Source organism: Enterococcus sp. RIT-PI-f (assembly GCF_001297065.1).
Lineage (GTDB): Bacteria > Bacillota > Bacilli > Lactobacillales > Enterococcaceae > Enterococcus_D.
This window is the reverse complement of record NZ_LHOX01000005.1, coordinates 1-13,784: the sequence shown is the minus strand read 5'-3', so window position 1 is coordinate 13,784 and position 13,784 is coordinate 1. Positions and strand designations below refer to the sequence as shown.

The 13,784-nt window shown below is 41.3% G+C and carries 14 protein-coding genes and 1 riboswitch; of the genes, 8 read left to right on the top strand and 6 right to left on the bottom strand.

Translation table 11 applies throughout. The features are described 5' to 3' along the window. Positions 1 to 17: 17 nt before the first annotated feature. The gene (gene ilvD / locus AEQ18_RS01600; protein ID WP_054114625.1) at positions 18 to 1,718 is read right to left on the bottom strand and encodes a dihydroxy-acid dehydratase; all 1,701 of its coding nucleotides are present in this window, start codon (positions 1,716 to 1,718) and stop codon (positions 18 to 20) included. A gap of 174 nt (positions 1,719 to 1,892) precedes the next feature. On the opposite strand from ilvD, the gene AEQ18_RS01595 reads away from it, so the two are divergent. From AEQ18_RS01595 to AEQ18_RS01580, 4 genes are all read left to right on the top strand, one after another. Next, a complete protein-coding gene (locus tag AEQ18_RS01595) occupies positions 1,893 to 2,234 on the top strand; it encodes a metal-sulfur cluster assembly factor (protein ID WP_054114624.1) in 342 nt (113 codons plus the stop codon). Positions 2,235 to 2,393: 159 nt separating this feature from the next. Then, the gene (locus tag AEQ18_RS01590) at positions 2,394 to 2,768 is read left to right on the top strand and encodes a PRD domain-containing protein (protein WP_054114623.1); all 375 of its coding nucleotides are present in this window, start codon (positions 2,394 to 2,396) and stop codon (positions 2,766 to 2,768) included. Positions 2,769 to 2,929: 161 nt separating this feature from the next. Then, complete coding sequence (locus AEQ18_RS01585) at positions 2,930 to 3,817, top strand: SDR family oxidoreductase (protein ID WP_054114622.1); 888 nt, start codon at positions 2,930 to 2,932, stop codon at positions 3,815 to 3,817. A gap of 182 nt (positions 3,818 to 3,999) precedes the next feature. Continuing rightward, positions 4,000 to 4,167, top strand: a riboswitch (M-box (ykoK) riboswitch). A 165-nt stretch (positions 4,168 to 4,332) separates the two neighbouring features. Next, entirely contained in the window at positions 4,333 to 5,277 is a 945-nt protein-coding gene (locus AEQ18_RS01580) for an LCP family protein (protein ID WP_054114621.1), read from the top strand. A 133-nt stretch (positions 5,278 to 5,410) separates the two neighbouring features. On the opposite strand, the gene AEQ18_RS15665 is transcribed toward AEQ18_RS01580, so the two are convergent. Then, a complete protein-coding gene (locus AEQ18_RS15665) occupies positions 5,411 to 5,569 on the bottom strand; it encodes a hypothetical protein (protein ID WP_160316043.1) in 159 nt (52 codons plus the stop codon). 285 nt (positions 5,570 to 5,854) lie between these two features. On the opposite strand from AEQ18_RS15665, the gene AEQ18_RS01575 reads away from it, so the two are divergent. Further along, positions 5,855 to 6,223 carry a DUF7006 family protein gene (locus AEQ18_RS01575; RefSeq protein WP_054114620.1) on the top strand — a complete coding sequence of 123 codons (369 nt, stop codon included), beginning with the start codon at positions 5,855 to 5,857 and terminating at the stop codon, positions 6,221 to 6,223. Between the two features lie 196 nt (positions 6,224 to 6,419). After that, positions 6,420 to 6,785: a transcriptional regulator gene (locus AEQ18_RS01570; protein ID WP_054114619.1), complete on the top strand. Its 366-nt coding sequence runs from the start codon at positions 6,420 to 6,422 to the stop codon at positions 6,783 to 6,785. 103 nt (positions 6,786 to 6,888) lie between these two features. Here the strand turns inward: AEQ18_RS01570 and AEQ18_RS01565 are convergent, their stop codons facing one another. The 4 genes from AEQ18_RS01565 to AEQ18_RS01550 all read right to left on the bottom strand — a co-directional run bounded on the left by AEQ18_RS01565 (position 6,889) and on the right by AEQ18_RS01550 (position 11,206). After that, positions 6,889 to 7,359, bottom strand: coding sequence for a MarR family winged helix-turn-helix transcriptional regulator (locus tag AEQ18_RS01565; RefSeq protein ID WP_054114618.1), 471 nt, complete (start codon positions 7,357 to 7,359; stop codon positions 6,889 to 6,891). A 6-nt stretch (positions 7,360 to 7,365) separates the two neighbouring features. Further along, entirely contained in the window at positions 7,366 to 7,776 is a 411-nt protein-coding gene (locus AEQ18_RS01560) for an organic hydroperoxide resistance protein (protein ID WP_054114617.1), read from the bottom strand. Between the two features lie 162 nt (positions 7,777 to 7,938). After that, positions 7,939 to 10,479: a bifunctional lysylphosphatidylglycerol flippase/synthetase MprF gene (gene mprF / locus AEQ18_RS01555; protein WP_054114616.1), complete on the bottom strand. Its 2,541-nt coding sequence runs from the start codon at positions 10,477 to 10,479 to the stop codon at positions 7,939 to 7,941. 1 nt (position 10,480) lies between these two features. Continuing rightward, positions 10,481 to 11,206, bottom strand: coding sequence for an alpha/beta fold hydrolase (locus tag AEQ18_RS01550; RefSeq protein ID WP_054114615.1), 726 nt, complete (start codon positions 11,204 to 11,206; stop codon positions 10,481 to 10,483). 224 nt (positions 11,207 to 11,430) lie between these two features. On the opposite strand from AEQ18_RS01550, the gene AEQ18_RS01545 reads away from it, so the two are divergent. Both AEQ18_RS01545 and AEQ18_RS01540 read left to right on the top strand, forming a co-directional pair. Then, the gene (locus AEQ18_RS01545; protein ID WP_054114614.1) at positions 11,431 to 12,456 is read left to right on the top strand and encodes an NAD(P)/FAD-dependent oxidoreductase; all 1,026 of its coding nucleotides are present in this window, start codon (positions 11,431 to 11,433) and stop codon (positions 12,454 to 12,456) included. A gap of 231 nt (positions 12,457 to 12,687) precedes the next feature. Then, entirely contained in the window at positions 12,688 to 13,557 is an 870-nt protein-coding gene (locus AEQ18_RS01540; RefSeq protein ID WP_054114613.1) for a cation diffusion facilitator family transporter, read from the top strand. Positions 13,558 to 13,784: the final 227 nt, after the last annotated feature.

The window sequence follows — 13,784 nt, the reverse complement described above, 5'->3', positions numbered from 1 at the left end:
ACCTTTTTATGTGGGGGTCAATTATTTCCTTGCCAAAAATCCGTGATTGCGCCTTTGGCAGCACTCGACACAATATGGGCATACTTGCCTAATGCACCACGAGAATGCAGGGGCGGAATCACTAATTCGCTTTGACGGCGAGCCAATTCTTCTGCCGATACATCCATAGTCAATTCCTTGGTATCTTGATCGACGATCACGGTATCCCCTGTCTTGAGGAGTGCGATAGGTCCGCCATCTTGGGCCTCAGGCGCGATATGCCCCACGACCAGACCATACGTACCACCGGAAAAACGACCGTCAGTCAGTAATGCCACAGTTTCACCTTGACCTTTCCCAACGATCATACTGGATAGGGAAAGCATTTCCGGCATACCAGGTCCACCTTTAGGTCCGACATAACGGACAACGACCACATCTCCATCAACGATCTCATCTGTCAGCACCGCATCGATGGCTTCTTCTTCTGTATTAAAGACTTTGGCAGGTCCGACATGTCGTCGGACTTTCACGCCAGAGACTTTGGCTACTGCGCCGTCTGGTGCTAAGTTGCCATGTAAAACAATCAAAGGCCCATCTTTGCGTTTTGGATGTTCTAATGGCATGATGACCTTTTGACCAGCTTTTAGGGAAGGGACTTCTGCTAGATTTTCAGCAATCGTTTTGCCCGTTACGGTCAAACAGTCACCATGGATAAAGCCATTTTCGTAAAGATATTTCATGACCGCCGACACGCCACCGACTTCATAAAGGTCTTGGAAAACATATTGGCCGCTAGGCTTGAGATCCGCCAAATGTGGAACTTTCGCTTGGAAATCGTTGAAATCATCCAACGTCAAATCAACATTCGCTGCATGGGCCATCGCCATCAAATGCAAGATGGCATTTGTTGAGCCACCCAAAGCCATGACCACAGTGATTGCATTTTCAAAGGCTTTGCGGGTCATAATATCCTTAGGGAAGATTTGTTTTTTCAACAGTTGCAAGACCGCTTCACCGGCTGCTTCAACATCTTTTAATTTTTCTTCAGTGATAGCTGGGTGGGAAGAGGATCCGGGCAAACTCATGCCCATGGCTTCGATGGCGGCTGCCATTGTATTCGCTGTATACATCCCACCACAACCGCCAGGGCCAGGGCAGGCATTACATTCAATACGCCGTACTTCTTCTTCCGTGATATCTTGATTGTTCCATTGGCCAATCGCTTCAAAAACAGAAACCAAATCAATATCTTTCCCATCTAGGTTTCCTGGGGCGATCGTCCCGCCATATACGAAGATAGCTGGTACTTCCGTGTTGGCGATCGCAATCATACAACCGGGCATGTTTTTATCACACCCGCCAATAGCAACAAATGCGTCGCAGTTGTGACCACTGACGGCAGTTTCGACGGAATCAGCAATGATATCGCGGGAAGGCAATGAATAACGCATTCCCGGGGTGCCCATGGCAATGCCGTCGGCAACTGTGATTGTCCCAAATTGAACTGGCCAGCCACCGGCGGTCACAACACCTTGTTTGGCTAGTCTTCCTAAGTCGTGGAGATGAATATTGCAGGGGGTATTTTCAGCCCAAGTACTGATCACGCCTATGATAGGTTTTTTGAATTCTTCGTCGTCCATACCTGTGGCACGTAACATCGCTCTGTTCGGTGATTTGACCATATTGTCATAGACATGACTGCGAATGCGGATATCTTTACTTGTTTCTTCTGTCATCGTACAGCACTCCTCTCGATAAGACCCTTCAAGTGTTTTCCTTCTATTTAACCTTACTTTCGCGAAAAGCGCAATCATTTTCGAAAGATTGCGAAAATTCTAAAAAAATCCTTGTTATTTCCCTTTGTTCATGGTCAAATAGAAGATAATTATTTGAGAAAAGAGGACTTCGCCATGTCAAATGAAATCATCATGAACCCATTAGCTGAAGCAAATCAATCAGCGATCATTGAGAAATTGGAGTTGGTAATGGATCCAGAGATTGGATTAGATGTCTACAATTTAGGATTGATTTACCGCATAGATGTCAGTGATCGTGGTATCTGCACGATTGAGATGACATTTACAGGTGCAGGTTGCGGTTGTATTGATTCCGTTCCAGCAGAAATGCAAGCTCGTTTGGGTGAACTGCCATTCATCGAGGCGGTCAACGTGCAGGTTGTTTGGTCACCCGTATGGCAATTGACCAGAATTAGCCGCATAGGACGGATTACCTTAGGGATCAATCCAAATTGATCATTTCGTTGTTTTTCGTCAAAAGAATACCTACAATTTTTATCTCGTTCCTCTTGAAATAAAAGAGCGCTTTCATTATTATGAGAGTATAAGTCGATCTCCTGTAGTAGATGCTCAGTCATCGACTTTTTCTGTTTTGATAAGAATGGAGGCGTATTCGTGGGAATCCCGACTGTTGTTGAGCGTAAAATGCTCATGATCTCTAATGATCCGTTATTTCAAAAAATAGTAGAAACGTGTATCGATGTCTTGAATCAATATGAGTTGACGATTCATCCACAGCATTGGCAATTTTTTTTGGTTCATTTAAAGGAATTGGCTGAACGGGTGATCCATGATCAATGGGATATCGCAACATTGATTGACCAATTTCCGCCGGTGTCAGAACAAGCCATGGCTTTAGCCAAAGAAATCGGCACGGTGTTAGATGTCATCCCAGAAAGTGAGCTCCATTTGCTGGCGGTCCATCTTGGATTGGCCATCTCGACAGAAGATGATACGATCGGCGCAATTTCTGCCGAACCCCTTTTGTGAGTCTAAATGATGACGAAGCCGAACGATCTGATTCGGCTTTTTTTGTGCATTCTTTGAGAAGAGGTGCGTTTTATTTCCTTTTTCTATTTTTTTCCTCTACACTTTTTATTAGAAGGATAAAAATTACTTGCTACACACAAAACATTAGGAGGAAATGGACAATGTCAGAAAAAATCAGCAACCCATTAACCAAGTATTACAATGGTAAGTTTGAGAAACAACCCCAAGAAGCACCCGCGATTCAAGGGAAAATGCAACCAGTTCCCGATTGTGGTGAAGAAAGTTATACTGGCTCAGGAAAATTAACCGGCAGAAAAGCCTTAGTTACCGGTGGTGATTCCGGAATTGGACGGGCAGCAGCGATTGCTTATGCCAAAGAAGGTGCCGATGTTGCGATCAACTATCTGCCTTTTGAAGAAGATGATGCCCAGGAAGTCAAAGCTGTGATTGAAGCAGCCGGACAAAAAGCTGTGCTTTTACCAGGTGATTTAAGAGATGAAGCCTTTACCCGCAAACTCGTGCATGATGCGGCAGCTGCTTTAGGCGGTTTAGATATATTGGTATTAAATGCAGGGAAACAACAAGCCGTGCAAGACATCAAAGATTTGACCACAGAGCAAATCAACGATACCTTTACGATCAATATCATTTCGATGTATTGGACTGTCCAAGAAGCACTGGATTATTTACCGGCCGGCGGGAGTATACTGACTACGACATCGATCCAAAGTGCAGAACCTAGTGCGCAACTGTTAGATTATGCAGCAACGAAGGGCGCAATCACGTCGTTTAGTAAAGGCTTAGCAGCACAATTAAGTGAAAAAGGGATTCGGGTCAATACAGTTGCACCAGGACCGATTTGGACCCCATTACAAATTTCAGGAGGACAACCACAATCAGCCATTCCTGAATTTGGTCAAAATGAATTATTGAAACGTGCTGGTCAACCTGTCGAGTTGGCTTCAGTCTACGTTTTCTTAGCTTCTGATGAGGCAAGTTATGTGACTGGTCAAGTTTATAGTATTACTGGCGGATCATTCTTTGCATAATAGTATCAACTATCTATGTCCTTTGTTTGGAAATGTTTTTTCAACAAAGGGCTTCATTTTTAATCCTTATATATTTAAATGCGCTAAAAAAAGTAAAGAAAAGATTAAATTATTGTCAATATAGATATTTTCATTGCCATTGACCTGTGAAAAATGTATCCTTTCATCGAGAGATTAAATAACTAAATACTTGTTAGGTGAGGCTCCTATACAAACATAAGCTATTGCGCAGAAACGTCGAAAGACGCCAATGTGTAAAACAGGAATTGTCGGATTAAGGCTTTTCATAAGATAGCTAAGACTTGTCTTTACGTTGTATAGTGTCAAAACTCGGACGATGAGGGGAAATAGAGACAAACTTCTTACTCACAATAGAAGTTTGTCTTTTTTTATCAGTTGGTTTTTATTTCCTGTTTAAAATAACGTGCGTTGGGTTTCGCCTGCAAAGAGTATAAGCAACGATCTCTTTATACTAGCCACTCAAGATGATTGGTAAAAAGCAGGGGGAACTGAAGATGAAACGTCGTTTTTTTAAAAGTTTTGTTTTAATTGTATTATCTTTTATTTTGGTATTGGTCACCTTTGTGACTACGGAATTCAGTTTGGCTTATCGCAAAGCATCGACCAAAACCACTACACCACAGCAAACAACAGCTTCAACTAAAGAAACAGCAAAAGATATCCCGGATGTGATCCAAGTCACTCTGATTGGTTCCGATGCCCGCAGTGCAGATGAAAATGGCCGTTCGGATACATTAATGGTGGCACAGTACGACACCAAGGAGAAACAAGCGAAACTGTTGTCGATCATGAGAGATTGCTATGTCACGATCCCAGGTTATGGTGAAGAAAAAATCAATGCAGCATATTCTTTTGGGGGTGAACAGTTACTTGCGCAAACGCTGAAAGATACATTTGATCTTACCCCCGATTATTATATGGTATTGACGTTTGAGGAATTTGAAGAAGCGATCGATACGCTTTTTCCTAAAGGGTTGACCATCGATGTGGAGAAAGACTTGACTGTAGACAAAATTCATCTAACCAAAGGTGAACAGAAGCTGAATGGTCATCAAGTTTTGCAATATGCCCGTTTTCGCAAAGATGAAGAAGGGGATTTTGGACGTGTCCGCAGACAGCATCAAGTCATGGAAGCAATTGCTGAACAAGCCAAAAGCCTTTCTGTAGTGACCAGAATCCCTAAAGCTGTAGGCAATATTTTCGGACAAATCGATACCAATTTGCCAGTTTCAGTGGTGATCGATGTCTTAATGGATTATCTAAAAGGGGATACTGGGGACATTGATGCATTGTCGATTCCAGTTGATCATTCATGGGATTTTGCTGACGATACACCAGTTGGGAGTGTATTGACGATTGATAAAGAGAAAAATAAAGAAGCAATCACCGCCTTTTTTGATGATGACCAACAAGAGAAAAGTGATTCAGTTGGCCAATGACGCATGCTGCCACTTACATGGAAGTATTAAAGTGCCTCTTTGGTGGCCAAAACTATTCTTTTGAAGGTATTGTTTCCGTAGCGTAAAAAAGCCCTCTCGCATGAGAGGGCATAATAGTAAAGGAAATCCTTAATCAATTTTGGCGTTCTTTGGCGATTTTGAGAATCAAAGAGAAGGCTGCTAGCGCAAAGCCGCTATATTTGACGAATTTTTCAAGTGAAGCGATCCGCTGTGCTTTTTGTGCTTTTTTTGTCGTGCCAACAGTCGTAGTATGTTTTGTTAAATGTCCCATTTTTTATCCGCTCCTTCTTTTTGTCTATAAATTTATTATACCGGCAAACTGTCAGAATGTCTGAAAATATGCTGAAGGAGCCAATTTGCTTCGCATGAACAAAACAATATTCTCATTTTTTTATTGAACTTACGCATTAATTGATAAAAAAAACGGCCAGCAACATGATATAAATAATGAAGAACGATCTATTCCTAATGATTAACGGAAAATGCCGTTTATTGATCAATACGAAAAAAATATATCGAGATTGCTGTCGATATAAGCCAAAGGATGTAAAAATTGATGGATAAAATGAAGTTATTTATGAATACAAATCACTATTTTGAACAGATGATCTCACGACAATTGCATGTGAATGAGCTGCAAGTTGACTCCCTAATAGGACAATACATCGTAGAGTTGAAGAAAAAGTTCGAACAAACCTTATCGGAAATCAATGGAAAAAATTTTTGGTCTGTGTATCCAATATTAATGGGATTGGATGCGCGCTTTGTTTTGTTGGACTCTTTATTGTCAATCGCTGATCTAGATTTGGCTGAAGAAGAACTCATCCAAATGGTTGAAAAAGACTATCTCACCATCAACAAAGAACTTTGTGGGTATGCGATGAATGAAACACCCCATGAAAGCTTGATTTTTACGATTATTTAAGCGTAATCAAACGTCAATACTTAAAATAACTTTAATATTATTCAAAATGATGAAAAATACTTTTGAATATAGGTTAAAAATAAGTTATTATAAGTGTAGTTAAAAAAGATGTGCCTAAAACGGTACTTAGAATGTCTATCATAAAGATGGTCATTTATTCTTGAATGAGGAAGAAGGGAATTTGGAGGAGGATTTTATGGATTATTTAGATTTTTCAAAGAAAGAGTGGGAGGTTCTGGTTCGCTTTTGGTCAACCTCTGAACCACTATGTTGTGCGGAATTTAGTGAACGATTTGGGATGAATCGCAATACTGTCCTGGCGGTCATCCGGAAATTATTGAATCATGGCATTTTAGAGATTGAAAGCATCAAGATGAGCGGATCAGTTTTGGCTAGAAGGTTCCAACCCGCGGTGACTGAACATGATGTCTTTCAACAATTGCTGACTGGCGATCAGCATCAGGCTTTGATTAAAAATGTTATTCAGTCAATCGATTCTCCTGAAATTTGTCAGAAACTTTTAGTCATGATTGATGAGGCCAAATGTGACAAAGCTTCATAAACCTATTTTCTATGATCTATCGTACAGTGGCGTGTTTGGTTAAATCATAAAAAAACTATACCTTTCTTTTCTCTGATAGAGAATCGAAAGGTATAGTTTTTCGTTATATATCACTGCTGCCCTGAACTAGTTTGCCTGCCAACATCTGTAATGTGGCTGCTTCCGTTGCGGTCAATGGAAAGAGGGCAAGTAATTTTTTGGGAATGTCTGCAGCTTTACTCTGTAGTGCACGCCCTTCATCTGTCAATGAGATGACGACACTGCGTTCATCTCGTTGATCCCGTATGCGATCAAGCAATTGTTTATCTTGCAATTTTTTGAGTACGGGTGTCAATGTCCCTGAATCTAAGCATAAATGGCTGCCTAGTTCTTTGACAGACAAGTCGTCATGTTCCCATAAAACCAACATCACAAGATATTGAGTATAGGTGATGTGTAATGGGGCCAATAAGGGTTTATACTGCTTGATGATTTCCTTAGATGCAGCATAAAGCGAGAAGCAGAGCTGATTTTCTAATGCGAGTGCATTGAAGGGTGTTGTGTCATTCAATGCCGTGTGTCTGTCTTCAGACATGAGAGACTACGCTTCGACAGCTTTCACTGTCACATCGATATTGCCAGCAGTTGCTTTTGAATAGGGACAGACTGTGTGGGCAACTTCTAACAATTCTTGTGTTTCTTCTAAAGACAATCCTTCAATCGAACCTTCAAGTTCAACACCTAAAACAAAACTTGATTCACTTTCTGCATAAAGAGAAACTTGTGCAGCCACAGTTGAAGCACCTTTGATGCCTTTGCTTGATTTGACTAAGTCTAAGGCACTGTTAAAGCATGCAGCGAAACCAGCAGCAAATAATTGTTCAGGGTTTGTGGCATTTTCAACACGTTTGCCGGGTGCTGCGATATTTAATTCAAGTGAGTGATCAGGGCTATGCACTTCACCAGAACGGCCACCAGTATTGATCATTTTTGTAGAATACATTTTTTTCATCAGATAATCACTCCAAAAGTTTATTTTTTACAATTTAATTGTACGCAATTTAATTCCTTCTTGCAAATGAAGTGCTCAGGTGATGCGTGAAAAGACTATAACAAAAAAAGAACCTTAGCGAGCTAAGATCCTTTCTTGTTCGATTCATCAGTCAAGATGGAACTATGGACGGTTGATCGGTTTATTATCCACAATCAAGAGAGCGATCATGACATATCCTAGCCAACTATCTCTAGAATAAAGTGTGTAGCGCGGTTGCCATACAGCGGCATATTTTTGCTTGTACTCACGCAAGCCTTCAAATGAATAGAAGCGTGAGCCAAAGTTATAAATCAAATAGGCGATGCGCTCTTGAATAAAACTCGACCGGAAAGTACCCACATTGGCAAGGGGCGCCATACCCAAATCAAAGGTCTGTTTTCCAGCTTCTTGGAAATAGCCGAAGAGTTGGATAAATAAGTAATCCATGGTGCCGCTTGGCGCCAGCTCCGGATCATAGCGCATCAAATCAATGGAGGCAGTTGATTCTTGATACGTTGGCATGAAAGAAGCAAATGCGACCACTTTCCCTGCTTGATTACGGGCAACAGCTACAGGCGCCTGATTGAGGTATGACTCTGAATAAAAACCTAAGGAAAAGCCTTTTTCTTTGCGTCCATCTAACCATTTATCGGACACAGCTTCTAATTCGCCAAAGACTTCTTGCGAAAAAGGCGGCTGCAAGATATCGAAGGAGAAGCCTTCTTTGGTAATTTTATTGTTGAGGGCACGCTGCCCCTTCATTCGCTTGCCCGATAAAGTGAAGGTTGAAAGATCGACCAATGCTTTCTCACCAAACTTGATAAAGTCATAGCCAAATTCATGCAGCAGTAGGACGATCTCTTCGCTTGTTTCATAAAAAACGGGGAGATAGTGCCATTGATCCATTTCTTCAATAAATGCTTGAATGGCTTCAGGAAAATGTGCCCTGTTGCCTGAAGGATCACCCATGACCAAACACTTATTGTTGCACGTCGCAAATTGGAAAAAGACTTCTGGTTCTGTTTCGTTTGGATAGTAAAAAACTTGTTTATCTTGCAAAAAGACGAGATGACTATCACTGTTTCCGCCATAGGTCTCTAATACTGAGTGAATGGTTTCTGTTTGCGGTGCAACGCCAATTTGATGTTTGCGTCCCATCAGGTAGCGTGCGAAAAACATCACGGCGAGCGCAACGATCAGGATCGCAACGAAGCCTTGCAGCCACAGTTTTTCCGAGGGGAACAAGAGAAAATCAATGTTGTGATGATGGGGATGACCATAAAGGCGAGGCATGTTATAGATCCCTATCACGACATACATGATCGTCAATGAGCCCATCAGCAAACCGTCGATCGTTAATGCTTCCCATGAGTAAACGATTTGCTGACGGAATAATTCCGTTTTAGATAGAATGATCATGGCCAATAGAAGGATCAAATACAGCATAGTCGACAAGCGAAAGCCGCCGATAAATGCGTAAATGATCGTTGCACCTATCAACGTAAGTGTCGGGAAGTAAGCTCTTTTAACTCGAGCAGAGATGCCTCTGCCAGCCACAATGAACAGATATCCTAGTATGATGCTCGGATATTGCAAAATAAAGTTGAGTCGTATTGGGTTGAGATGTGCCAGCCATTTGATGTGCTCAAAGGCATCAGGAATCGTGGCAGATAAAACCAACATCGTTCCTGTTAGATACAACAGAAATACATCAATTTTGTGGACAATCTCCAAACCTAACTCTTTGGGTAATCCAGCAAATCGGGTATTAAAAGATGTACCAAGTGTTTTTGTGAAAAAAACGATACCGATCAAGAATGGAATCACATAGTAGAACAAGCGGAATAACAACAGCCATGCGATGACAGTTTCTTTAGGAATTTGAAAGGTGCTCATCCCCATGATCATCATGATATCAAAGCTACCTAATTCCCCGGGAATCATTGAAACGATCCCAATCAGCGAGGCAGCGATAAATAAAGGCAATAATTGCCAGACATCAACATGTATGCCCATCAACCAGCCAATCGCAATAAATGAAACAAAAACACCAGTCCACTCAAATAAAGAGGTAGCAATTAACAGCAAGCGATCCTGTTGCTTCATTTTACCTAAGTAGCTGTTTTTTTGCGACAAACTAAGAAGATAAACGATTGGGAAGTATAGACTGCCCCCCAAAAGCCAAATCCAGTATTGATGAATAAAAGGAGATACCGGATAAAAAAGCAGGAGAAGCAAGCCAATCAATGAGAGCATTGATAAACCGAACATCAAGTATATGAAAATTTTCGAGAGTGCTTTTGCCACATCGGCGCCTTTTTTTTCTTTTCCGTAAAATTGCGAACGCAACCCAACACTGATCAACCCACCAAACCCAGCAAGGTTATTCAAAGAATTGATCATCCAGCTGGTTTCTAATAGATACGGTTTTGGCAGATGCTGTTCTAATATACGATTGAGGACGATATCATAACCAATCATTGGCAGCACACAGAGCAATCCAATCACAGCCATCAGGAATAACTGACCGATCGATAAGGTAGCAAAAATCGATTGCAGTTGATCGATAGAGATTGTTTTACTTAAAGAAAGGATTTCAAATAGGACGATCACACCAACTGTGATCAAGAATAATGTTTTTACTATTTTTTGTTTCTTTTTGATCCATTGTAAGACGTTCATGTCAACCTCCAACTTTTTCCAGAAAAGACAATACTTTTGTATTGAATACTTGCGGATTTTTTCGGGCAAAGCTATGACCTTGGCCCTTGACGACCATGAAATTTGCGCTCGATATACTATTGGCGATATAGAATGAATGGGATAATTTGATTGAATCACGCTTGCCAACTAAGATCAATGTTGGTACAGTGATGTGATTCAAATCTGTCGTCGTCAAACCAATTGGCCGAAAGAGCAAGCCTAAGATCGGCAAAAAACCTTTCATCCCTTTAGAAAATGGCGCACATAACCAAACGATTAGATATTGGATCAAACTGCCAATTCGTGAAAGCAGCCGAACCCCTTGTGGTTCGGTATTGCCTGAATTCAAAATCAAGCAGTGGACAAATTCAGGATAGCGATGACAAAAGACCATCGCTAAATTGGCACCATCACTAAAGCCTAGTAGAGAGATTTTCGTCAATTTTTCTTGTTTTATAATGGCCATCAAGTCATCTGCCATGATAAAGAAGTCCATTTTCTTTTGGTGATTGGTGGACTTGCCGTGTCCGCGGCTATCGATCAAAAATAATTGATGTTGGGCACTGAGTGCAGCAATCTGATGTGAGAAATAGGCACTGCTGCCACCGTTGCCGTGCAACAAAAAGAGTGGGTCTCCATGACCAATTTTTTCATAATAAAGAACAGAGCCGTCTTGCAAAGAAGCATAGCATTTTTCTACTTCCATTATTTCACCTACTTTATATGAGTATACCTTGAATCCAGTCGCTATCACAAATGAATATCAGCATATTCTTAGAAAAATATCTGGTTTTTTTCAATCAGCACAACGTTAAACAAACCATCATTATTTGAAAATATATTCAGAAAATTCTTTACAAATGTAAGTAAGTTGTCTATAATTTCAAGTAATCAATTGAGAATGATTTTCATTTAGGGAGGTAAACAGCGATGTCAACAATCATGGATGTCTTAATTATCGGCGGTGGACCGACTGGCTTATATGCTAGTTTTTATGCAGGGTTACGCGACCTATCTGTTGCGATCTTTGAAGCACAAGCAGAATTAGGCGGTAAAATCAATTTTTACCCTGAGAAGATGGTCTGGGATGTGGGTGCTCTGCCCCCAACCAAAGGGAAGAAAGTCAAAGAACAGTTGATTGAACAAGCGAAATTATTCAATCCAACTGTCTATACGAAAACCAAAATCGTTGCCTTAACGAAAGAAAATGATTTGTTCTATGCAGAAGATGATTTAGGCAGAACACATGTCGGCCGCACCGTACTGGTCTGTATTGGCGGTGGTGTGGTTTCCCCACAAAAATTACCTTGTTTCATCCATAATAATGTCGATGATTTTATTCATTATCAATTTCCTGATCAGCAAGCCATCAATGGCAAACATTTGGTGATTTCTGGTGGTGGCGATGCGGCTGTCGATTACGCGATCGAAGCTGCTTCTTATGGTGCGAAGGTTACTTTATGTTATCGTGGTGAACACCTGAAAGCCCATGAAGCACAGGTCAAGAAGTTAAACACGGAAGGTATCCATGTGATCATGAATCATACCATCGATGGTGTCAATCAGGCCGATACTTTCAATATGATCTTGACTCTGAAAAATAGTCAAACGCAAGAACGCATTGATTATCTTTGTGATCATCTGTTGATCCAGCATGGTTATGATCGCGACAGTGCATTGCTTGATCGAGTATCCTTTGATCTGGCAAAACATGAAGATTTTTATTTAAACTGTGACATTCCGACGAAAACCAGTCATCCAGGTGTCTTTGCAGCAGGGGATATCCATTATTTTGCTGGTAAAGTCAATTTGTTGGCAGGTGCGTTTCAAGATGCCGCACAAGCAATTAATCAAATCAAACATTATCTTGATCCAGCAAGTGTACCGCAAGCGATGGTCTCTTCTCATAATGAGAAATTCAGCGAGATGAACCACCAATTGCTGGTCAACGAATAGGTCAATTGAATCGTATTTATTAGGTAAAAAAAGTGATATGACAGCGCCTTGTTTTTACAGGAAAACAAAGGCAGCCCTGCCATATCACTTTTTTTGGTAGTAGCGATGCTGTAAATTCGTGCAACGAGAAGTGAATGTTTGCCATTCCTAAATGATTAATTCTCTCAAATAAATGATGCAACGGTTGAAATTTTCAGTTATTATTTTCAAATTGACTAATGGAGGGATAAGATGAATCAAGCAAGGTATGAAGAATTAAAGAAGGCTGAAAAAGGCGCCTTGATCAGCATAGCCGCTTATATAGTGGTATCAGCTGCTAAATTGCTGATAGGACGTTTTGCCAATTCTGAAGCACTCTGGGCGGATGGATTGAATAATGCAACAGACATTATCGCGTCCATCGCTGTGTTGATTGGCTTACGGGTCGCACAGAAGCCAGCGGATAAAGAACACAAATACGGCCATTGGAAAGCTGAAAATGTTGCTAGTCTTGTGACATCTTTGATTATGCTCGCCGTGGGTGCACAAGTCTTGATTTCATCGATTCAAACGATCATTGCTGGTGAAACAGAAAGTCCAGATATGGTGGCGGCGGTCGTCGGAATCGTCTCGGCAATCCTGATGTATGGTGTCTACTTTTATAATAAAAATTTGGCTGCTGCAGTCAAAAGCTCGGCACTTTTAGCAGCTGCCAAGGACAATCGCAGTGATGCTTGGACCAGTATAGGCACGGCAATCGCTATTTTCGCTGCTTCATTTGGGTTAGGTTGGCTAGATAGTCTGACAGCAATCGTGGTGGCAATTTTGATCTTAAAAACAGCCATCGATATTTTTCGCGAAAGTGCTTTTTCATTATCTGATGGATTCGATGACGCTTTGGTCCTGCAGTATGAGCAAGCCATTGCGAGATTACCGGAGGTCTTGTCGGTCAAATCGATTCGTGGACGGATGTATGGCGCCAATGTCTTTGTAGATGTGGTGATCGCGATGGAGAAAACCTTGACCGTCGAAGAAAGCCATCGAGTGGCGGATGAAATAGAATGCATGCTAGCCGAACGATTCCAAGTATTTGATACGGATGTGCATATTGAACCGGCCTAGGATCGTCGCTGGAAGATAGCAATAAAAACTGCCAACTATCGTCAGAGATGCTGCTAGTTGGTGGTTTCTTTTATCTATACATTCAGTCTTTTGAAAGTCTTTTAACTCAACACAGGCAGAAGTCGCCCATCCTCTATAGGTGGGTGATGAATGCCGTTCGGTATGATGGTTACCGTTGGTAGCTCGAAAACCGACAATTAGGGCATATTGCCTTTTATTTTTTTCTT